Source organism: Pseudomonas sp. WS 5051, from assembly GCF_012985715.1.
GTDB lineage: Bacteria > Pseudomonadota > Gammaproteobacteria > Pseudomonadales > Pseudomonadaceae > Aquipseudomonas > Aquipseudomonas bubulae.
In genome coordinates, this window is record NZ_JAAQWV010000002.1 from 457,776 (window position 1) to 479,664 (window position 21,889).

Annotated in this window: 21 protein-coding genes and 2 pseudogenes; 12 read left to right on the forward strand and 11 right to left on the reverse strand. The window is 49.9% G+C overall.

The genetic code is table 11. From position 1 onward, the window contains the following. The first annotated feature begins 172 nt into the window (after window positions 1-172). Window positions 173-1,009: an endonuclease gene (locus HBN79_RS04450; RefSeq protein WP_095018476.1), complete on the forward strand. Its 837-nt coding sequence runs from the start codon at window positions 173-175 to the stop codon at window positions 1,007-1,009. Window positions 1,010-1,135: 126 nt separating this feature from the next. Here the strand turns inward: HBN79_RS04450 and HBN79_RS04455 are convergent, their stop codons facing one another. From HBN79_RS04455 to HBN79_RS04470, 4 genes are all read right to left on the reverse strand, one after another. Continuing rightward, window positions 1,136-1,684 (reverse strand): AAA family ATPase, encoded by a 549-nt coding sequence (locus tag HBN79_RS04455; RefSeq protein WP_169916364.1) that lies wholly within the window; start codon window positions 1,682-1,684, stop codon window positions 1,136-1,138. A 185-nt stretch (window positions 1,685-1,869) separates the two neighbouring features. After that, window positions 1,870-2,181, reverse strand: a complete 312-nt coding sequence (locus HBN79_RS04460) for a dihydrofolate reductase family protein (protein ID WP_262372257.1) — start codon at window positions 2,179-2,181, stop codon at window positions 1,870-1,872. 13 nt (window positions 2,182-2,194) lie between these two features. After that, window positions 2,195-3,091 carry a serine hydrolase domain-containing protein gene (locus HBN79_RS04465; RefSeq protein ID WP_169916365.1) on the reverse strand — a complete coding sequence of 299 codons (897 nt, stop codon included), beginning with the start codon at window positions 3,089-3,091 and terminating at the stop codon, window positions 2,195-2,197. A 133-nt stretch (window positions 3,092-3,224) separates the two neighbouring features. Then, window positions 3,225-3,575: a DUF3077 domain-containing protein gene (locus HBN79_RS04470; RefSeq protein WP_095018473.1), complete on the reverse strand. Its 351-nt coding sequence runs from the start codon at window positions 3,573-3,575 to the stop codon at window positions 3,225-3,227. A 755-nt stretch (window positions 3,576-4,330) separates the two neighbouring features. On the opposite strand from HBN79_RS04470, the gene HBN79_RS04475 reads away from it, so the two are divergent. The 4 genes and pseudogenes from HBN79_RS04475 to HBN79_RS04485 all read left to right on the forward strand — a co-directional run bounded on the left by HBN79_RS04475 (window position 4,331) and on the right by HBN79_RS04485 (window position 6,151). Then, the gene (locus tag HBN79_RS04475; RefSeq protein WP_095018472.1) at window positions 4,331-4,660 is read left to right on the forward strand and encodes a type II toxin-antitoxin system RelE/ParE family toxin; all 330 of its coding nucleotides are present in this window, start codon (window positions 4,331-4,333) and stop codon (window positions 4,658-4,660) included. A 160-nt stretch (window positions 4,661-4,820) separates the two neighbouring features. Then, window positions 4,821-5,105 carry an XRE family transcriptional regulator gene (locus tag HBN79_RS04480; protein WP_095018471.1) on the forward strand — a complete coding sequence of 95 codons (285 nt, stop codon included), beginning with the start codon at window positions 4,821-4,823 and terminating at the stop codon, window positions 5,103-5,105. A 224-nt stretch (window positions 5,106-5,329) separates the two neighbouring features. Next, window positions 5,330-5,416: pseudogene (locus HBN79_RS23915) on the forward strand (transcriptional regulator); the annotation flags it as partial. Window positions 5,417-5,581: 165 nt separating this feature from the next. After that, the gene (locus HBN79_RS04485) at window positions 5,582-6,151 is read left to right on the forward strand and encodes a DJ-1/PfpI family protein (RefSeq protein ID WP_095032358.1); all 570 of its coding nucleotides are present in this window, start codon (window positions 5,582-5,584) and stop codon (window positions 6,149-6,151) included. 115 nt (window positions 6,152-6,266) lie between these two features. Here HBN79_RS04485 and HBN79_RS24085 read toward each other — a convergent pair. Continuing rightward, window positions 6,267-6,380 (reverse strand): annotated as a pseudogene (locus HBN79_RS24085) (integrase); the annotation flags it as partial. Window positions 6,381-6,832: 452 nt separating this feature from the next. On the opposite strand from HBN79_RS24085, the gene HBN79_RS04490 reads away from it, so the two are divergent. From HBN79_RS04490 to HBN79_RS04505, 4 genes are all read left to right on the forward strand, one after another. Further along, entirely contained in the window at window positions 6,833-8,029 is a 1,197-nt protein-coding gene (locus tag HBN79_RS04490; RefSeq protein ID WP_169916366.1) for a hypothetical protein, read from the forward strand. 390 nt (window positions 8,030-8,419) lie between these two features. Then, window positions 8,420-8,707: a hypothetical protein gene (locus tag HBN79_RS04495; protein ID WP_169916367.1), complete on the forward strand. Its 288-nt coding sequence runs from the start codon at window positions 8,420-8,422 to the stop codon at window positions 8,705-8,707. Beyond that, entirely contained in the window at window positions 8,704-9,879 is a 1,176-nt protein-coding gene (locus tag HBN79_RS04500) for a relaxase/mobilization nuclease domain-containing protein (protein WP_169916368.1), read from the forward strand. Before HBN79_RS04495 ends, HBN79_RS04500 begins: the two co-directional genes overlap by 4 nt. 372 nt (window positions 9,880-10,251) lie before the next feature. Continuing rightward, entirely contained in the window at window positions 10,252-10,812 is a 561-nt protein-coding gene (locus HBN79_RS04505; protein WP_169916369.1) for a hypothetical protein, read from the forward strand. Between the two features lie 18 nt (window positions 10,813-10,830). Here the strand turns inward: HBN79_RS04505 and HBN79_RS04510 are convergent, their stop codons facing one another. Continuing rightward, window positions 10,831-11,313: a 3'-5' exoribonuclease gene (locus HBN79_RS04510; RefSeq protein ID WP_169916370.1), complete on the reverse strand. Its 483-nt coding sequence runs from the start codon at window positions 11,311-11,313 to the stop codon at window positions 10,831-10,833. Between the two features lie 1,075 nt (window positions 11,314-12,388). Here HBN79_RS04510 and HBN79_RS04515 point away from each other — a divergent pair. From HBN79_RS04515 to HBN79_RS04525, 3 genes are all read left to right on the forward strand, one after another. Next, complete coding sequence (locus tag HBN79_RS04515) at window positions 12,389-13,420, forward strand: hypothetical protein (protein ID WP_169916371.1); 1,032 nt, start codon at window positions 12,389-12,391, stop codon at window positions 13,418-13,420. A gap of 77 nt (window positions 13,421-13,497) precedes the next feature. After that, window positions 13,498-14,490, forward strand: a complete 993-nt coding sequence (locus HBN79_RS04520) for a ParA family protein (protein ID WP_169916372.1) — start codon at window positions 13,498-13,500, stop codon at window positions 14,488-14,490. After that, entirely contained in the window at window positions 14,487-15,356 is an 870-nt protein-coding gene (locus tag HBN79_RS04525) for an SIR2 family protein (RefSeq protein ID WP_169916373.1), read from the forward strand. The genes HBN79_RS04520 and HBN79_RS04525 overlap by 4 nt, the downstream gene beginning before the upstream one ends. Window positions 15,357-15,365: 9 nt before the next feature. Here HBN79_RS04525 and HBN79_RS04530 read toward each other — a convergent pair whose 3' ends face one another. From HBN79_RS04530 to HBN79_RS04550, 5 genes are read right to left on the reverse strand one after another with little or no spacing between them, the layout of a single operon-like run. Next, complete coding sequence (locus HBN79_RS04530) at window positions 15,366-17,738, reverse strand: phage tail protein (protein WP_169916374.1); 2,373 nt, start codon at window positions 17,736-17,738, stop codon at window positions 15,366-15,368. A 23-nt stretch (window positions 17,739-17,761) separates the two neighbouring features. Then, complete coding sequence (locus tag HBN79_RS04535) at window positions 17,762-18,559, reverse strand: phage BR0599 family protein (RefSeq protein WP_169916375.1); 798 nt, start codon at window positions 18,557-18,559, stop codon at window positions 17,762-17,764. Further along, a complete protein-coding gene (locus HBN79_RS04540; RefSeq protein ID WP_146540880.1) occupies window positions 18,537-20,048 on the reverse strand; it encodes a hypothetical protein in 1,512 nt (503 codons plus the stop codon). Before HBN79_RS04540 ends, HBN79_RS04535 begins: the two co-directional genes overlap by 23 nt. Further along, on the reverse strand, window positions 20,045-20,980 hold the full coding sequence (locus HBN79_RS04545) for a hypothetical protein (RefSeq protein ID WP_186348266.1): 936 nt from the start codon (window positions 20,978-20,980) through the stop codon (window positions 20,045-20,047). Before HBN79_RS04545 ends, HBN79_RS04540 begins: the two co-directional genes overlap by 4 nt. Then, window positions 20,977-21,849, reverse strand: a complete 873-nt coding sequence (locus HBN79_RS04550) for a hypothetical protein (RefSeq protein WP_146540878.1) — start codon at window positions 21,847-21,849, stop codon at window positions 20,977-20,979. Before HBN79_RS04550 ends, HBN79_RS04545 begins: the two co-directional genes overlap by 4 nt. Window positions 21,850-21,889: the final 40 nt, after the last annotated feature.

A 21,889-nucleotide genomic window follows, 5' to 3' on the forward strand; every position in this document is an offset into this window, starting at 1 on the left:
TAATACGTGACATTGAATACCCTGACGCGTCAGGCATTGAGCGAGCTTCTGGCACATCACGCCTGGACTATTGGTAAAAGCTGCGCGGTGAGGTGTTCAATTGCATTGCCCCGAACTGAAATTGGCCATGCTTGGTACATAGGCCTACTGATCCACCTTGAAGGTGCACCCCATGCCCGCCCCTACTGCTCGCCCCGACCTTGTTTATACATACCCGACCCACCTGCGCGCTCAGGTCGAGGCCGCCCCGCGAGCACCCGGGGTGTATTTCTTTTACGCTGCTGGCGAGTCCATGCCGCTCTATATCGGTAAAAGCATCGATATACGCAGCCGACTGCTTTCCCACCTGCGCGCGCCGGAAGAAGCCCGAATGCTGCGCCAGACACAACGGATCGAGTACCAGCAAACCGCAGGAGAAATCGGTGCCCTGCTGTTGGAGTCCCGCCTGATCAAAGAACTGCAACCCTTGAAGAACAAGCGACTTCGTCGTCAACAGCGTCTGTGCTCATTGCGGATTGTCGACGGGGTACTGGAAATCATCGACACCACCACCATCTGCGACGGGCCACAGTTGTACGGGCTTTTCCGTAACCGGCGGATGGCCACCGAAGCCCTGATGCAGATTGCGGACGAGCACCGGCTCTGCCACACCCTGCTGGGCCTGGATAAATCAACGGGACGGGGCTGCTTTCGGGCTCAGATAGGCAAGTGCGCCGGTGCCTGCAAAGGGGCAGAAAGCCCTAAGGCGCATACCCAACGCTTGTTGAGTGCCTTGGAACGCTGGGCCGTGCATCACTGGCCCTATCCAGGCGCAATCGCATTGCACGAGCAGCATGGCGAGATCGAGGAGTACCACGTCGTGGACAGCTGGCGCTATATCGGCACCTATACCTGCGAGTCTGAAGCCAGACTGGCCCCCAGACTCACAGGGCAGGCATTCGATGCCGACTGCTACAAAATTCTGGTGCGGCCCGTCTTGCTCGAGAGCACGGCAATCATCATGCTTTGATTGCGAACGTGCCGATCCAGGATAACTGCCTCGAGCTTTTTGACGACCTTTATGTGCCGCTGAATGACTGGCCCATCTCTTCCACTCGCTTGGCAAGCTGGACGTAAGCCTACAGCCAACACACGTTCACATGACTGACGGTGTGTGCTTCAGTCCGTCGACTGCATCCAGTATTTGCCGCACCCGATCTGTAACAGACATGTCCCCTTCAAGCTTTAAGACCGTACAGGTAAGCGCAGACAGCCATTCCTGATGCCTGGCCAGGCTACGTCCAGGGACGCCCTCCTCATCGTACTGAGCTGCCCAAGCCAGAAACTCCGGCTTTGCTTGACCGAAGCGTTTTACCTCTCGACGTTCTAGCCTCTCCAATCTGAGATCAACCGGAAGATAAAGGAACACCACAAGATCAAATTCGCTCTCAAGCGGTTGACCCCAGCCCATTACTGATCCGGCAACCACTGCACGGTCATGAGCGCGCATTTCATGTAGCAAGCGCTCTCCTCGTAGCGTTTTGTCTGCCAGATGCAGATAGGGCGGGTTACTGGGCAGCCACAAAAAATCATCTGCTTCCAGGTGAGTTGCGCTCAGTTCCTTAGCTAAAACATCCGCCAAAGTCGTGGTGCCGGTACCTGCCGCGCCTGTGATCAAGATGTAACGTGCCGTCTCTTTTGTCATTTCGTTTCAGCCACTCTAAAACTTTGCCATCTCCGATAACTTAACAGTGCCCCACTGATGTGGCAGCCGAGCAAGAACGTCCTCGAGATATCGAGCCAGTGGTGGCCAGCGCTTGCAAATGTGGGTCGGTTAGCTACGACCTGACTTTGAACGTCGCTATGCACCAAATGACGTGCGGGCAGTCATCAAATCTCTAGAGCCCTGCAATCAGATCCTGTTTTGTCAACTGAGCAAGCCTGGGCGAGCACTTGGTAACGACTCTGTACAAATCCGTTATCAGACGCTGAGGAGTCAATCAGACTTAAATTTAGCTCGCCACCCAACTGGCTGAACAAAGGAATTCCTTTGCCCAACAACACTGGAATGCGTGTAATAGTGATCTCGTTGATCAATCCCGCAGCGAGGAAAGCCTGGATGGTCTGACCTCCGTCAATATAGAGATGCTTCAGACCTTGAGCCGCGAGCTGCGCCACGATAAGTAGCGGATCGCCGGCCAATACATCGAAGGACTCAGACGACTTTACCCCCCGACCGCAAAACTTGTATCAGTTGCTCGGCGGCGAGGGTTTCGACGGTGCCTTCACGGGTGCCTGCGCCGAAAACAGCGCAACAGGCCGATGTGTCGCCGTCGCAGATACGGTAAACGGCAATGACGCTGCCAGGCCCGCACCCTGTGTGTCCGCAAAGGGTAAAACCACCGTCGATCGAACCCCGCATTAAACCCAGGCCGTATCCCGGTGTAATCCATGGGCGTCCTGGAATCGAACCACCCAATGCCTTTGCTATCTGCATGTCCTGGAGCAAGCCTGTGGGGAGCAGATGCCCTGCGAAAAGTCGGTCGAGGAAGAGTGCGGCTTGCGAAATGGGGCCGATTAACAAGCCGTGATACACCCAGCCGGGGTCATAATTTGATGTATTTCCAAGGTGGGTATCTTGTAAGTCTGCTGGCGTTTTAGCGAAGCGAACCCTCGAGAGCCCCAAAGGCGTCAGTGCGTATCGACCCACTGCCTCTTCAAGCGACAAGTCAGTCAGCTGTTCAATTAGCTTGCCTATGAGAAGGTAACCCACATTGGAATAGCGCCATCCAGTTCCGGGGGTATATCGAAGCCGAGCGCCATCAAGGCGCTGCATCATTTCGTCTGCTGACCATGCAGCCTCATGGTTGGCAACGGCGGCGTGATAATCTGCAAGTTCACCATAATCGGCGAGCCCTGCCTCATGCCTAAGCAGTTGGCGCAACGTGAATGGCTGATCAGGTATCGGGGTGTCCAGTCCGATCCGCCCATCAAGTACTAATGACAGGGCGGTTACAGCCAGGATGGTCTTCGTAAAGCTCCACCAAGGCACCACCAGTTCTGATTGATCCGACGTTGGTTGCTGACCATTTGATACCAGTGAACTCAGCATTGACTTCCTTGTATTGTTGGGCAGCTTGTCAGCTACCTAGGGAGGCTCCGATCAACTTGCCGCGATTTTCGAAAAGTACCCAATATACCCAGAGATCAATAACGCGCCTGCCGCCAACCAGGCGCGTGCTGCATCAGTGCATCGCCACACCGTCCAGCGATTTATCGACATACGCCCTGGCCAGCTCCACCAGATGCATGACCGACAACACCCGGTCGCGCGCGAGCCCGCACAAACCATCCCCCGCCTCACTCGCCGAAGCAACCGCACAGCGCAACAAGTCTGACGCTTGGGCCAAAGCCGCTTCTGAATTGACACTGTCCGGGATGGCAAATATAGCCGTGCTTATGGGGCGAGCAGGCTTATGATCGTGCAGGTAATAATCGAGCGCACGCCTGACGGCCGCACGGTCCAGCGACTGTGAATCGCACTGTTCAGCATCTTGCAGGGTCAATGAGGGGGGATCGGGGACAACTTTTTTCATTGTGATGACTCCTGGTACATAAAAAGGAGCTGTCACCTATCGCTACTAAACGACTGGGTGGCAGCCGTACGCAGGTTAGTAGACCGGTGTACCAGGAAACCGGCGCGCCACAAGGGCGCCCTGCGCACGGCCACCATAAAACGAAGGCCAAAAAAAGCGCCTCGCTAAGGTGGCGCATTGCGCCTGGTAACACCGGGCTACTAAACCCGACCGCTGATTTTGCAGCGATGGGCCGAGACTATTCCCCGATTTGAGCAGGCGCAAGCGAACGGGATTCTCTCGGATGATTCGCGAGATGGAAAGCGAAACGTCGTACGAAACTCCTGAATATCTCTCGGTAAGCTCACCTCCAATGTTCAACGGCCCTACAAAGGATGAATGTCCAGGAATGAAGCCCACTCGACAAACTGGCATTCGCCAACATCTGAATAAATCCCTACACAGATTCACCAGCACCGTCAGGAAGCGGCTGACCGCATCCCAACGTGGAAATGAGCCGCACAAGGACTCGTAGCCTCACTGGGAGCATTTCGCATGCATGATGGCCCCACCTCTTGATGTCTGCAAAACAGTGATGAGAGATGACCTTGTATTTATATCAAAACAGATATAATGTTTATCTCGCAGGCGTGGATTCGCACACGCGAATCCGTAGGTGAGACGAGCAACATGCCTGTTCGATTTTTGACCAGAGAGGAAGCGACCGATGACTACTTTCAGATGCATAAAATGTTTGATAAGACGGAGGTGCAGCGATGCCCAACCGAGAAATGAAGGAAATCATGTGGGTTGGAAGTAGCTTGCAAGACCTGCGGGACTTCCCTGAAGTGCCTAGGAAGCGAGCAGGTTTTCAGCTAGAACTACTGCAGGAAGGGGAAGAGCCTGACGACTTCAAGCCAATGAAATCCGTTGGCAAGGGTGTTCAGGAAATCCGGATTGCATGTGATGATGGGGCTTTTCGCGTGTTTTATGTGGTCAATCGGCCGGAAGCAATCTATGTGTTGCATGCCTTCCGCAAGACAACTCAAAAGACGGAAAAGCGTGATTTGGATCTGGGTAGAACCCGATACAAATCGCTGGGTTGAGCGTAGGGTGGCGTGGCGATCCCCTTTACCAACGGTGAAGGGGTAAAGCCCTAGCTATGACCCGACTCAAAAAAAGTACACCTGTCACTTTTTTAAAAGAACTTGTAGCAAAACAGTTGTCCAAAATTAGTAAGCAAGTGATTGATCAGAGGAAAAGTGTATGTCAAACGAACGCCCTACCAGTGTCTGGGATGCGTTGGTTGATACGCCAGAAGAAGCCGAGAACCTGCGTGTCCGTTCTCAGTTGATGCGAGCCATCAGGCGGGTAGTGAAAACCTGGGATGTATCGCAAAAAGAAGCGGCCCAGCGGCTGCATATCACTCAGCCAAGGCTGAATGATTTGCTCAAGGGGAAAATTGAAAAATTTTCTCTGGATGCTTTGGTGAATATGTTGGCCAGTGCAGATCTGGAACTCGAAGTTCGCATCAGTAACAAGGCAGCCTGATTTTCAGGTGGTGGTTCAAGCAAGCAAAAAGGCTGGCCATGATGTGGCTGGCCTTTTTTCGCTTTAATGGCACCCAAGGACGAAAATAAGCTATCGCAGGTAGTTTGCAGAGACACCGGTGCGTTTGTCTGAAGCTACAAGAAACCTCTGTTCTCATCAGCCACCTGGGTGTGCAGCTTTAGAACCCGTATACGCTGTATACACTCAAGAGTGAGGATTCCATCATGGCACCGCCCGTGTTGTCATTCTGTGTTGAAGAGGCGCTCGTGGAGCAGCTCGACCAGTTGTCCCAAGCCACCGACCGCGACCGTTAGTACCACCTCAAACGTGCGTTGGCCCGCTACGTCGAGGCTGAGTCCTGGCATATATAGGTAGAGAGCAGATTTTTGCGAGCGACTGCTATTCGACCCAAAGCAGCCCTTGATATCCATTTATTGTCGCCATAGGGTGTTGGCATTCATGGAGGATTCTGACTGATGGCACGCATAGGTTTACTACTGAGCCCCGGTTTTGCTGACTGGGAATATGCTTTTATAGCTGGAACTGCGTCCCCATTTTACGGGATCGACGTCAGGTTTTTCGCTTTTGCTCCGGGACAGATCCACTCGCAGGGCGGGCTGCCTGTAACGATCGATAGTAACTTGCAACAATGCCTGGACTGGAAACCGGATGTTGTGGTCGTTATCGGGGGAATGGTCTGGGAACGTGCAGAAGCACCGGATATTCGAGACTTTCTTCATGCCAGTCGTTCAAGTGGAGCGACGATTGCCGGTATCTGTGGGGGAACTCTGGCACTTGCGAGGGCCGGGCTTCTCGACAAGACTCCACATACCTCAAACAGTGCTAATTTCTTACAAGAGAATGCTGCAGGTTATGAAGGTCACGGGTTTTATCGAAACAGTCCGATAGCGGTGATTGCAGACCGCATCATAACCGCTCCAGGCCCTGCCCCCGTTAGCTTCACCTGCGCAGTATTCGAAGGTGCCGGGCTATCTTCAGAGAGTATTTCCCAGTTCAGATCAATGTTGGCAGCGGAACATAAGTGACCGTTTGGCGCTGCAAAACAGCGCTCAGGTTATGTTGTTCGAGTGGCTGCATCTGTCCGATTGCTGCCTGTTGCAAAGTCCCGCAATCGACCCAAAGCTGCCAGGCCGTCTGTTATCGGGCGAAGATCTGGCTCTCTTGGTAGACTTGCAACCCATCGCAAAACAGGCGTACTTGTGCCGTGTAACTGATGCTGCCGTCAGTACGCTTGCGTGCTCGGATAGTGGCCATGATCGCCTGGTACAATTGTTGTTTTGATTGGTAAATTGTACCAGTCGACTTCAAAATACGCCCTTTTACCCCCTAAAAACGCTGCAAAAACGTAGAGCACAATGGTACAGAATATTGCTTCAAAGCCAGTAAACACAGGGGCTGCGCTGTCTCGGCGGTTTTCTGTTGCGCCCATGATGGATTGGACGGTTTAATCAGTATTTCCGTGGCCTACAAGGTATATCGTGTGTAATTTGTGTGCAGTCACACACACCCCGCCAGTACACCTCTACACCACCTCCCGCTCGACTGGACTGAAGCTGATTGGACAGACCAGCAGCGATATAGCTCCAATTCCTGGCACTACCGACTGACACTACCCATTCTTCTACGTCTACCCGTTGAGTGAGGTCTCGAGCTTTTCGTGCTATTTGTAATGGCACATTGACCCTGACAACCCGCAAGGAGACGCCATGCTGACAATTCTGCAACCACACCTTTTGCAGCACGTGAGAGACCTTCACCATGGGCTAAGCACGATTGCCAACGACAAGGACGGCACATTCATCCTCATCATCAAAGCGCCCAAAGAATACATTTTGGCGGCTAAGTCAAAACAACGCGTTGGGTTCTATCTTGCGCCCTGCCAGATGAACGGAGATACCTGCTACAGCCTGATTACTACTTATGAGGACGACGATCTCAACCCGCTCATGATCAACACGCCTCTTCTAGATGATGAGATGGGGCAGTCAATACTCCACCTTTTATCTGTCGAAAGTTTTGACATCCATTTTTTCGACGACAACAATCGTGAACTACTTGGATACAAAGCACAGAATCCAAACCACTCAACTTTTGACAAGCACAAATACAAATTAGCGCCACTGTCCTTAGAAGCTGGTTATGAAATTCGTGAACGAAGCCAGCATTGGTTTTTGCGCAGATCCATTCAGAATGACAAGGACGCTATTCGGGTAAATTTCATTCAGCCGCTCATGACAGAAGACTTGTTCATCATGGACGCAATACCAATGAAAAATATGTATCAAAAAGGCTCACGCGTCAGCCATTCCACCCTTGAAAGACAAGAGCCTGGCAGCTACCAAGAAATGGATATCGTTAGATTACTGCAGAAAGTGTTTAGTGAAGATTCAATTTTCCTAAACCCGCTTATGACAGATAACAACGAAGAGTTCGTCGACATCCTAGTTGCATCAGATGAGTATTTGCTGCTGATTCAAGCAAAGGATAGTCCGAACACCGAAAAGTCACTTAACAGAACTCTAGAACGAAAAATAGCAACTATCTCTAAAGCCTTAGACAAGGCAATCAACCAAACTCGTGGCGCCCTCAAGTACCTCAGACGAAATGCAGAACTCCAGTTCCATTTTGGTGAAGATATTTTTGAAATCGAGACCAAGGGAAAAACCATCAGAAACTTGATAGTAGTTCAAGAAACCTTTGAGAGTGAGTGGGAAAGCTATTCGGATCGTGTTCTATCGCTAAGTCGTGAAATGGATACATCGTGCTATGTGATGGACTATCCAGAACTCGTGACCTGGACTGCCAAGCTAGGTTCACCCAAAGAATTTTTTGAGCCATTTGACGTCATCGTTGAAGAAGGCCTTGAATCTGGCGCATTCCCAACAATCACATTCCATAACTGACTTTAATTGCTAAATCCCAACACAACGAAGTCGCACTCCTGCACTGCGATTTCGCTCTCACATACTGCCAAATCACACTCGCGCTAAGCGAAACCGCACGACCATACTGCAAATCTGCACTCTCCAATTGCGATTTAGCATACCACCACTGCGAAATCACACCACACTCATACAACCGCTAATAATTTATAGTCCAAACAGCATATATCCGAAAATAAGTCACTATATTGTCAAAAACACTCCCATCACCTATTGCTCCACATGCATAATAGTCTTATATCAGTAGCTAGCCAGTTGTGTCTGTGGCAGACAATAAGCGACTACTCACATCCCTTCGGGTGTTGCGTTGATAAAAGCTGACCAATAAAAATAATAATAAGGTGAGCCAAGATGAAAGTAGTTGAGAAGAAAGACGCCAGGATCACGATCCGTTTCAGCAGACCTGAGATGGACATCCTTAATTCCAAAATCACTGAGGCTGGTTATAAGACCGCAGGGGCTTTTATCCGGGACTACGTTGCTAACGGGAAGATGAAACCAAAAGTTGGTGTAGAGGTAGTGCAGATTGCCAGGGAGCTGATGAACCTTGCATCCCTGATCAACGCCGAGCGGCCTGAGAGTGAACTTCTGGAAAAGGTCAAACACATCGCCCGCATCAACATGGGAGGTGCAGCATGATTGGCAAAATCTTTCCAAAGTCCTCCGGGTCGTTTAAGAAGCGTATCCGCTACATCTTTGGCTGCACTAAGCACGACCACCAAATCAACCAAATCCTGACTATCGACTACAACTGCATTTCGTCCGACCCCCTCCCCGCGCTGTTAGCAGGGAGTGAAGATGCCATCTTGGAAATGGTGAGAGAGTTCGACCAGGTTGAGATCCTACGCCGCATGTCTATCGACTCCGACAGACCTATAAAGCCCGTCTTTCACGCGATGATGTCACTCCGCCCTGGTGAATCCCTAACACCTGCACAGTGGCTCACGGCAGTACGAAAGTACATGGCCGACCTGGGCTTCACAGAGACCTGCAAGTACGTCGCGGTGATGCACCGTGACAAAGATCATGAGCACGTCCACATCGTCGCCAACAGGATCGCCCTGGACGAGGACTTCCGGATGGTCAAGGACAGCGACGAGCGCGCGGCGTCTATGGAGTCAGTCTCTGAAATCGAAGATATGTTCGGTCTAAAAAAAGCGCCACGCCCATCAGCGACCTGGGGAATCGCACTCACTCACGCTGAAGTCAAAGCCTCGAACCGTGATGGCGAACTGCCACACAAACACCGCCTGATCGCCAAAATCGCAGGCGCCATCGAGCACACCAAGGCAATCCACGGCGACATGTTCGATCTCGTCGTAGCGCTGAGAAAGCAAAGGGTCTACATCCACCTGACCCTCAGCGAACAAGGCCAACCCAAAGGCATCTCATACGAATACGACGGCAAACACATCAGTGGCCGGCAACTAAAGCGTTCCAGATTGACTTGGCAGAAACTCATTACACAAGAAGGTATCAGTTATGACTCAGAAACCCTTTCAGAGCTTCAGGTCGAAATTGCTCAAAGAGATCAGGACGAACATCAAAGATCTGAGCGACTCCGGTACTTCTACCTTCGATTCCAGGCCGGCGCGCGAAGAATCCCTATCAAAGTCAAAAGCGCCAACTGGCGTCTCGACAGGGACACCAGACTGATCCTGGAAGCCCTCGAAGCCCTGCTCGGCATCGATCTAACTTTCAAAGGCATCGGAAAGCCATCAAAGTACTACATTGAATTCACCCCCGGCCAACCGTTGGTTTTACCGGCCAGAAAACAACAGGAGTATGAGTTTGATCCACAGCCTGCATAACGCTAGGTTTACCAGTAGCGAGGACGTACCCAGCCAATGCATCGCCGGGTACGTCTTTAGCATGCCTGGCGGCGATGACTACATCCAAACGCAACCGATCCAAGCGATCTGGGAAGACGACGGCGAGCTTTACATTGAAGACAAAGCTGTGAGCACGTACCAGATCGCTGATTTTTACGATGACGATGCGGCGAGCCAGGTGGGGAGCATGCGCGAGGAGATCTTTCGAGGTTTTTTTTGGCTAGACGGATTGACGCGTATGCCCGGATTCTTGGCACTAGCGCTCTGCAACGTGGAAGATCGAGTTCCGCTAATCCCCCGGTGTGCCGAGCACGGTATGCCCAAAACAACAGGAAAAGTGAGGTCAAATAGATGGATTCTGTCGCCATTTTCACTAGGCAGGTGCTCAGTCGTTCAAACGACCACAAACGCGCCATGCAGCTACTAGCAACAGCGAACATCCCGAGCCAGATGATTGCCATTCTTCGACAAGAACTGGATTCAATGGTTCGGGTTATCTACCTACTAGCGCAAGAGCCTGCCCGTCGAAGAATATTGATTGAAGCGTCCGTGAATGGACAGCAATGGCAACAGTCCAGCGGTCGCGGTCGCGTAACGGATCGAGAGATGGTTGAACTGGCACAGGAACTTCAAGGCTGGACGCGATCTGTGTATAAATTCGGGTGCGCCTTCATTCACTTATCAAACTTGCACGACTATAACGATCGCGATCCGATGCAGCTGTTAGTTATCGAGGACTGCGAAGCTATTATTTCGCACTGCAGATTTTATCATGGTGGCCCGGAGCACAGCAGCTTTACAGATTTGCTTCCTTACTTGCCTATGGTATTGGACAAGGTTTCCGGCAACTTGGAGTATTATTTAGAACAACTGCCAGAAGAAGTTACTCGTCGCCCTGACGAAATCTGGTGAATAGAAAAAATTCGCGGATTACTGATGACCCTGAATTTTCAAAAAAATATCACGGATCAGTTTAGCGTCAGCCAGTGCATGGTGCGGGGGATCCCGGAGCAGATTTTCAAGGTCAGCAGTGAGCACCGCGTCACGACACATGCCACTCAGATCTGTGGGCTCCAACAGTACATTAGAGGACACTCCTCCATCAACCCGTGCCAGCTGACAGAAAAGAGGCCAATCCCAAGCTGGGGCATCAGAGCAAACCTCAAGGTCTTCGTCGAAGTTCTGAAAAAACTTCTGAAGCAGCACGTTTGCTTCTGCAACGGTTTGCCCGTGTCGATGAAGGTCAAGTTGTGGCAGCACTGTCTCGATGACGAAGTCGCTGCAGTCTTCCGCGCTATACCCATCCGACAGCTCTACGTAAAACTCCTCACCGGTCTCAGCGACCAAAGCTAGCGATATGAGCTTTGCATCGCGATTCAGGCGTGTGAACTCAGTGTCCAAGAAAAGCTTCATTGCACCCATCCTTAACTCTGCACGCTAAGCCTAGCGACTGCTGCGCACGAGCACCAGCGTGGATTCCACTGACGACCGTGCGGGCCAGCCTTGCAAATGTAACCCTTAAGCGTGTACTGTACTAACCGTTGGAGGCAAATGACTTCCAACGCGTTAACATCCCCTAGCTCACGTCCGAGCTTGGGAGGAATGGTGACAGAGGAACAATTCATGGCATTAGCAGAGCTTTTACGCATGCGTGGTGGAGCTAGCCAAGAGGCCGCGCGCCTGGTGCTTGTCGAGGGTTTGTCTACAACCGCAGCCGCGCGCAAGGTTGGGACGAGTCCACAGGGGGTCAGTAACGTCCTGGCTTCGTGTCGTCGTGGTCTGGAACTGGCTCGGCGCGCCACACAGGGTAGTGCTTGATGCTCAGGGTTTTGGTTGAAAAGCTAAAGTACGGGGTGAATTTCACAATTCACTTTTTGCTCATACCCGTAACTATCGTACGTTTTTACGTTTGTCTCTTTTTAAAGCCAAAGCCAGTTACCCGGACTCTCCGGGATGCTCGCTTTTGTGGTAATGGGCATATTTCTGGAAAGTCCGCATTACAGGATGGGACTGTAACTGACGCCTGCGGTTTTTTGATTGATCTAACCGTTGAGAAAGGTGAGTTGGTGGCGATCCTGGATAGCTACCGGTATGTCATAGCAAACGTCATTACAGCAAATGGTGATCGGAATTTGCACGAAACGCTTTGTGATCTGTGGCTTCCAGGGCCAGAGAAGTGATGAGTGTATCGCCGATAAAGCTTACTGAATTTCGATTTATCGGTGATGCAATGTATGTAGCGCAGTATACCCATCGTGGTCGCAGGTCTGCTGTGCAATAGGAACTCGATGGCTTTTTGATTATCGGCGAGTAACTTTATTTAGTTTGTACCGTTTTTGGTTGCCGTGAGCTTATGGCGGTTGAGAGTTTCTCTGCCGGCTTTAATGCCGAAAAACATTTAGTCGAGCTTTATACAACTTTATGGGCTTTCCGCTTTACACGAATTAGCGCACAACAAATCTTCAGTTAACAATCAAGGGAAATCAGCATGGACAAAAGAATGTCCGCGGTACTCATCTGCCTGGCGTTTGCGCTGTCGTCAGTTACTGCAGTATCTGTTGCAATGACTATTTTCAGTCTAATCGACGATCCAATTCTCGCAATTATTTTTGCGGGAGCTGCAGTGCTTCTCGATATTTTCAAATATCTCGGTTGGCCCTTGGCAGTTCGGCTGCTCGATCAGCAACGTTTTTTCTTCACTTCAGCCATATGCTCATGCGTGATAACGCTCGGAGCCGTATCCGGGTGGTCGACATACGACCGACTAATGGGTTCAATCACAGCAAGCCAATCGAAGCAGGCAGCATTAGCAGGTGGACGTATTGATCACCTAACCGCATTGATTAAGAAAGACTCAGACTTTATCGAAACGCTCGGGAAAACAGAGAAGAAGAGTCGTTCGGAATCTTCAGATCTGCGGATAAAGGGAATGGTGACAAAAGCACAGGAACTTGAGTCCGCATTGCTAGAGAGAGTAGACACGCAACGCCAAGCAGCGATGGAAAGGATAAACTCCAGCTCACTGGAAATAGCTCAAATCCAGTCATCTAACGTCAAGGCTGCATCTATCCCCACGATCCTGGCCATCCTACTCTGCGCAGGCTTTGCACTGTCGCTGGAGCTCGTCCCCGCTTTGCTTCTTTCTGTCTTGCACAGCCCAAAGCCAGAGATTGATCAATTTGAAGAAATTGTCGATCCGTCGACCCTCGCGGATCATCAATCACATTCCACCAGCGTATCAACCGGATTGGTTCCGAACAACAGCCTGCTCGACGCGCTTCTTCTGCAAGCCTCTTCGCTTCCGAGTCAAAGCAATATAAAGGTGAAAGATTTTGCTAGCGCAAATCGGATTGGTAATCTGAAGGCATGCCTGGTTTTCAAAGAGGCCGAGGCGCTTGGAGCTATCAGAAAAACCCGCCGTGGTTACCTGACAGCCTTACAAGCTTCAGAACAGATCAAGGCTTTCCACAGTGCCCTTGAAAACAAGCCACTATTTTGCCACTCTTATAGAGTAAGCTAGCACCATCCACCAATGGCATTAGATCCATTTTCACTGCCGAAATGAAAACAGAATAAGATTAGCCAAGGAGCTCTTTAGTGATAAGCATTGGTTTTTTCAATAACAAGGGCGGGGTAGGGAAAACCACCCTTCTCTGTAACGTTGCAGCCTCTCTGTCAATTGAGCACAAAAAAAAGATTCTGGTAATTGACGCTGATCCTCAATGCAATGCTTCCGCTTATCTGCTGAAAGATGACGACTTGGAGAAAATTTTTCTAGATAGTGATCACTATAGCATCGATTCATTTTTCGAACCGGTAAGACGCGGCAAGGGATACCCAACAAATTTACCAAAAATCGTGCGCAGCCACCGATTTGAAGTAGACCTAATTGTAGGTGACCCAAAATTATCAATCAGAGAAGATCTCCTGGCAAATGATTGGGCAGAGACCAAAAACGGAGAGCCTCGAGGATTCCAAACAACCTTTGCGATAAGAGCATTAATTAGCCAACTTACAGATTACGATCTAGTACTGGTTGACATGGGGCCATCTTTGGGCGCTCTCAACAGGTCTATTTTGCTAGGTGTCGATTATTTTTTGATGCCATTATCCGTTGATATTTTTAGCATGATGGCAGTTGAAAACATCATCAAATCTTTTGATGTGTGGAGAGAGGCACTAGAAGATGCCATTAAGAAGCATGACAAATCAGAGTCGCAGTCTTTTGAGATTGCGGGCCAAGCCGTAGGTTGGAATCTAGGGTTCGCTGGATATGTCATGCAGCAGTATCGAGCAAAATCTAAGGGTGGCGTTAGAGAACCAGTAGTAGCCTTCGAAAGAATTATTTCAAGACAAAGAGAAGAGCTCATTGAGCTATGTAAGTTTTTTGATGCCGATCCTGAATTACTAAACCTAGGTGAAATCCCCAGCTTAAGTAGCGTTGTACCACTCTCACAACAAGCTCATGCACCAATTTTTGAGCTTGCGTCAAGAGACGGAGTAGTTGGATCTCAGTACACCAGGGTATCTGAAGCGGCGGAATTCTTTCATAAAATTTCCGGTAACTTACTGGAGAGGCTTGGGCAATGATTGACTGGCCGAATGCACTAATTGACTCTATTGCCAGACGTCGCTGCGTTATCGTGATTGGCTCCGGCGTTTCGAAAAACTCAACAAACAACGTGGGTAAACGCCCCGCCGCTTGGGAAGAGTTCCTAAGGGCTTGCATCGTTAACTTGAACGAATCTGAAATAATTGAAGAACTCCTAGATAGAAAAGACTTTCTAAGTGCTTGCGAAATCATAAAAAACCGGTTGGGCTTAGACCCTTTCAATGATCTAGTTCAAGATGAGTATCAAAGAGCAGGCTACAAGCACGCAACAATTCACGAACACATTTACAACCTAGATGCATCCATAGTCGTAAGCCCAAACTTTGATAACATATACGATACCTACGCAGCAAACATATCTGCGGGAACAATAATGGTTAAAGCTCACACCGACGGAGAAATTGCAAACTATCTCCACGGTGGCAAAACTCGCTTACTGATTAAAACACATGGATCCGCAAACGACCCGCAAAATATTATTTTTACACGCCGTGATTATGCCGCTGCAAGAACAAAGCACACGTTATTTTATGAAATACTGAAAGCTCTTGCTCTTACACATACGTTCCTGTTCCTTGGTTGCGGAACAGATGACCCAGATATACGCATGCTTTTTGAGGACATTCAATTTGCTCATGGACGCATGCCGTATCACTACATGACACTCCCCACTGGAGAAGTTCATCGAGATATAATCCAAATTTGCTCAGAGGCAATGAGGATGAAATTTCTAGAGTACTCACCTGCAAATGGCCATTCAGAGCTTACTGAGTCTCTCGAGGATTTAGTTTCTAAAGTGGAGGATTTTAGAGGAGAAAACCTGCGCGAATCTCAACGCTGGTAAACAACATCATCACCGCGTAGCTGAAATAACAGCAGGAATTGAATCTGGAAAACCTGGCTTTTGGGAAGAAACCTCGAAAGTCAGGTTGCTAAAAAATACCCCTCCGTTCAAATCCTGCTCGTCCTCAAACGTCCAAGCCTCCCCCACTATCCCGGCAACCTCTTTAACCACCACACCATCAGACTTAACGACAATCCGAGTCAGCGAAGTCCCGTAGCTCGAGTCATCCCCTTCGAAAACGACTGCCGGCACACCACCATCCCGCCTACGCCAAGTGATCGCGGCCTGCCCAGTGAAGACCCCTCCCTCATGCCCATTGATCCGCACCCTCCCCGGCGTCCAAGCCTGATCATTCCGCGCGCCAACGGTGAACGACCTCAGCGCAGCATCTTCAAAAGATTGGCGCCCAGTCTGCGTTCCAACAAGCATCTTCACACCGACAGCCTCCCCTGCCGCGTACTGCCATGGCGTCACAGCAAACCCCTCGCTCACAGCCCATACCCGCGCGCCAACCGGGTGGCTTACTGGCTTGGTGTTGAACAACCCACGATTAACCACCCCAACACTGGCAGAGCCAGAGCCATACCGAGAAACAGACTCATACGAAATCCATTCAAGCCCAGAAACGCTAGAAACTAGCAACAACCCGAGACCGCTCCTGACTTCCTCCGGCGTATAACTATCCAACTCGACGACATCCCCTCCCAGCTCAACCTGCGTCTCCAGGAACCGGTTTGCTGTCAAAGCCTGGCTCAAAAAGCACAACGGCGTAAATTGCTGAACCCCTGCATCAACCCAGGAACCCTCGCTATTGCTCTTTGCTTGCAAACGGAAATCGCGCCCAGCGACCGGTTTTTCGGCAGCGATCAGGATGCTCCGCGTTGTCTGAGATGGGGTCAGAATTGCGGGTGCTTCGATGAAATCGTAGCGCGTAATGTCCACTGGTTCGAAGGACGGTTTCTGCCATTTCGCTTCCGATCCTGTCGTGTAAAAACTCTCAAAAACCCCAAAAACGTCCTGGATCAGCGTGAGCCGAACAGCTCCATCGGTTGGAGCGCCGAGGTCGACGGCGGTTACGCGCATCACGATTTTTTCGATTTTTTGTGCCGGCCAAGTGAGTTTTACTACATCACCTACTTCAGCATCCGCCATTGATCTGTGGCACTCAGCGATGCACGAAGCGAGAGGGACAGAAATCGCGGAAAGCTCGCGCTGTACGATTTTCGCGGCGGTTTCTCGAGTAGAAATCATCGGCATCGATAGGGTCTGGCCGTCCGAGTCGCCTTTGTGAATTCGTAAGCCGTTGTTCTGGGCGATCACTGTGCGTTCGTTGTAGTCGTCGGCGGTGCTGGTGTACTTGAGTTTGACCTCGTTGACTGCGGTATCGAGTGACCCACGGCTAAAATCTGAAAGCGATTTGACGTTCCAGGGGCCGATTTCAGGGACTTCGTCGAGGCTGTAATTGTTGCGGATCAGCCTGAGTTTTAGGGCGCCTGTGGCCGGATCCGTGTTGAGCGAACCCTGGATGATCTTCTTGATGTCATCAATTACGTCGGCAGCGGTGCGGGCCGTGTCGATTACGCATGAAATTCCCAGGCCTTCGTCATGCAATGTTTTTGCGGCGGCGACAAAAGACTCAACGTCGACGGTTGTAAAAGCGATGTCTGCACCAAACGCCGGGTGGGTGATGATCTCGTGTAGGAAGTAGGCGGGATTTGCATCGTCGCCGATTTTTTCGTAAAGCAGCGACTCTGGAGCAGTTGATGGTGATTTTGGAAAGCGCGAGCAGACGAAGCTAACAGCCTCGGGCGTCGACGCGTTTCCGATGTACATCCCTTCAAGGACGGCATATGCAACACCACGAATTGGCGAAACGACGTCGGCACCAAGCAGGCCAACAAGGTAGGAGTTGGCGATTTGTACCAGCGACCCACCGTAAAACCGCAAGGTGCCGGACACTCCTCCAGTACCGTCTTCATCACCGCCAAAGAGAGACGGCTTGTCGATCTTGATGGCGCCGCCTACTGACTCACCACTCCATGCTACCTGGTCGCCAAACTTGACCTCTTTCAGGATCACATCTTGGCCATGGCAAATACCGAGCTGCACGCCCATGTAGTAACGGTAGCCAACCGTAGTTTTGGTCGTTGAAAAGAGGCCTTTAACTTTTTTAACGATCTTTGAGCTTCTGAGGTCGCCATACCAAACGACGTTAGGGCCACTCAAGCGCCTGGTGCCTGCAAGGATTTGAACCGGACGCTCAGCAGCAGAAGGAAAAATAAAATCCTCCAGGCCAGCCGCTGAGGGTGAAGGAACTTTTGTCTTCATTGTTGCCATCATCACCAGCGACAAGAGGAACATTACAGCCATCATCCAAATCATTTTTGTTCTCTTTATTCTTATTATTAGGCTTGGAAAGGGTTGTCAGTGGGGATAGTTAAAAACCCCAGGAAGTTATCGAAGTTTCCAAACGAATGGCAGGAGGCCGCCGACCGGTCACAGCCCTTTGCGACCTGGACAACATCACCAACTGTTAACCCGTCGATTGGCGACATGAGCTCAAACTTATTACCCACGACAGAATTGATTTGGCGGAAGTCAGAGCCGTTTTTTGACAGCAAACCCGCTTTGTAATAGTCATCTTCGTGGGCTTTGTTGGTAAGTTGAACGGTGTATCCGCTGTTGGTAATGGCTACTACAGTGGTGTCTTCCTGCCAGTCTTGCATTTCCAGTGAGCACCTGGAGTCGTACAAGTGATGGTTGCACTGGCTTTGATATCCGGTACGCATGATCTGACGGCGGAGTAATGCGGTTGCTGGGCAGCAATCAAGGGTGGCGACCGAGTTATTCCAGGTTACCCCTACAACTTCGCCAGCGAAGATATTGATGAACTGGTTTTTCAGATCACGCTGGGTTCGGAAGATCTTGAGCGTTACATGATCAGATGGCAGCGTGGAGCGAAAAAGTGAGGGGACTGGTGAGTCTCCAGGTATCTCGACGGACAGCCTGTTCTTATAGTCTTCGTTGGTACGCTGGAGCTTGCCGCGCCTTAGTGTCAGCGGATTGTAGATTAGTCCGTCAACATGCAGGTGTGACTTGCTGCCACTGGTATATGCGAACTTACTCTCCCCGTGCTCAAAGAGATAGAGCTCAATCGGGCGCGATATGGATAGTGCGGCTTCAATCTTCTGGAGCTTCAGCATGCAAGAGTTGCCTTATTGTTTTTGTTATTGTGCTGTCTTGCGTAGTGTCAAATGTGTACTTAAATTCGTCGGAATCGAAACGACATAGATACAATGGCTTGATCGATTCTACATCTTCAACTTTGATATCACTTAGTGGCTCATCGAGAGTTAGCTCTTCGAGTGCATTTACCGCTTTTGCACTGACCAGGGATCGATTTAATGTAGTTCCATTATATAGGGTAATGATGATTGCAGGCGGGTAAGACTTTGAATTAGCTAGTCGCCTATACCCTACTGGCTTGATCTTTATCTTATATGTCTCATCGTAAATATCTTCAGCGATCTCCATGGCGATTGCTGCTGACTCCATCCAGAACTCGCCTTGGGCACCGTTCTGAAGCTCCGCAAAGTTTTCAAAGCTTTGCCTTTCATCATCTGAGAAAAACCTAAAAGCATGGCTAAAAACCCGAACGACGCCAGGAGTCCGTTCGTAAATACTCCGCGCGCCGATGGTTGGATCGAAGTGCTCACGCAATCTTTGGTACTGAACAGATATATCATTTGACCTATCTGGACGAAATGGAATTACATGCTTACCTTTGTATCGCTCAAAAGCATCGACCGGCACCGACTTAGTGAATGTCGTTTCATCGAGTTCAAAGGTAATTTGGTGACTTGCCAAAGAGTCAATCTGGATAGTTGCACTACTCCCATCAGAACCATACCCCGTTCGAACAGGTACGACGCGGGCGCCAAGTTTAAAGTTTCTATTAACCAAAGCAGTCAGAACAACCGCACCAGAGGCTACACTCTCTACACCGACGAACTCAGAATTAACCCCATCGGTTATCATCAGAGTCTTAGAACTAGAAACGTAACCGTTAACGCTATCAACATAGATGATACGATCACCCAGCAAAACATCGTGCGTTAACTCGCTAGCATGCGCCCACATCGGCACTAGCAACTGCCCGCCGAAATTACCGTACTTAATATCGAACTCCGTCAGCGCGCCATCATCAAGTAGATACTGGTAGGTTAGTGATACACGCGGCTGATCCCGCAATGCTATACGTTGTTCAGTACCATCAAAGCTCTGGATCACTTCGGTAAGGTACTGAACATTCATCTCTGGCTGAGTCGACCAATCGATACTTTCAGAGATGATAGTTGCCATAGTTGCAGACAAACGAAAAGGAAATACACCGCCAGATCCGAAGTCGAAGCCGGCTTCGTAGTCGATGATGCCGCCCCCGCTTTGGCTCAGAAAGACTTGATATTCAACAGATATAAAACCTGGGATAACGCCCGAGGTAACTCCGTCAAGCACCACTCCACTACCACCGGACTCGTTAACACCGGTTAGCAGCTTATCTGTAGCACAAGAATGCCAAAGCTCAAATCCAAAAGTATCGGACGGAGTTACAACCCCTGCCGCAATTACAGCTGGAGTTAGAAAGACATTATCAAAAAAGAAGTCACCAAAACTTTTAGAAATCTGGTTCATGGTTTATCCAGCAGGACGGCCAGTCCAAGATTGTAATGTGGAGCATTGCGATTGAGCGGATACTCTTTTTTGAACTGTGGGAACACCATAAACCTTGAGGCACCAATCTCGTAAACCTCCCCAGGTTCTAGCACATCAAGGGACACGTAAAAAATATCCGGGAACTGACTGTACGGCGAATAGATGCCAGCAAAAAACGTGAAGTAATCAATCGGTATAAGCCCGCTATACCCGCCAGTGAGACCTGAAGACCTAACAACCGTACCCACACTACCAAACGAGGAATTTCCAGGGTGTGCGTGAGGAAAACCTGAAATAGATCCGCGTGATGTTGTCGACAGAGTCCCGCAAGTCCTATCGCCCCTGTCGAACCCAGTAAACTCCGAATTCTTTAAGTAGACACCAAAGAAGTTACTAGCATTAGCAAAGATCGTTTCCCGGTTAGTCGCTTCGTATGCATTAGTTGAGGCTACGAACTGCCCTCCTGTGTCACCAACTAAAACAGGAAGCTTGCCAAAAGCCAGGGAGGAATACTGATCCGACGAATAGTTGGTAGTCAACAGGACATAATCGGCGGTAGTAAAGATATGGCATACACCTTTATCGCCACTCTCAAGGTAACACTTTGGTGAGTATTCGAATCCAGGCTGCGAAGCATAAGCCACATTGCCATCAAACCCTGTCTTTAGGTTCAGAATGACACCCTTTTGCCCATGTCCACGCTGCGCATAGTAGTCGACATAAGGGTCATAAGCACCAAGGCTACGAAGCCCGAAGTGCAATCCACCTTTCGAGATATGCAATTGCTTACCAATGCGAGGATCGGGCATGTCGGAGTACTTGAGCTCAGTCCACCCTTCAACTTTCAGACGCTGATTGATAATAGCAATCAAGTCCTCAGCGGACGAATAAACAGACGTGTAGTACTTCATGTAAGCCTCAAGGCGTAAGTTTCAGAAGTCTTAGACACATTCGGCACTACCAGGTAATCAACATCATCAACTTGAATCACACTGCCAGCCTCCATCCCCTGTGAAACAGCAAAGACACCATCCAGATTACCGAGCCACTTTCCATCGTCGGAATTTAAATCATCAGCAGCGTCAATACGACCAGAACCACATACTAGTGCTTGATATAACACAGCCGAACCATCCAACTTATTCCCCAGCCTCTGGAATTTGCCATCAAACGGCCAGATATAAGAGTACGCATACGAATAAGGGAAGCTGTAAAAAGAAGAAGTCCCACCGGCATTGCCCCCAACTATTTGCCACTTTCCATCGGGTAGTACAACTTTCGGGCAGAAGTTCTGACCGCCCGAAAAGAATGGATACGCAGACTCGTAAGTCACATTACCAACTTCTCCAGACCCACCTATAAAACAAGGGAATGGGTAAACCTTGCTCGAACCAAATGGCAACATCAAGCCGGCGTACAATGAGTACCAGGCATCACCAGACTTAATAACAGCAGCAACGCGGCGCGAATTAACGACTGTCCACACCTCAACAGCTCCCGCAGGAATCTTTACACGGGGCAGGAATAGTGTGTAGGTATTACTGTATCCACCAACTTGCAACTTGGCTGGAACAGCCGGATCGTAGGTCTGAAACGATTGAATCTCGCAAATATCACCAGAGATTATAAGTGCAATATATCCCTGACCATACGGAAGTCTGAAGACTTTTTCGCTGGCGATATCTTTGACAACAACCCAGTTGTTTGATGGCAAAATAGAAGCAGCAAGAACCGACAAATAGTCAGCCCCTGAAGCGTATGTAGAGTGCAAATAAGCCATGGCAATATTCTTATTGTTTTTATGGCTTATTATATCACGT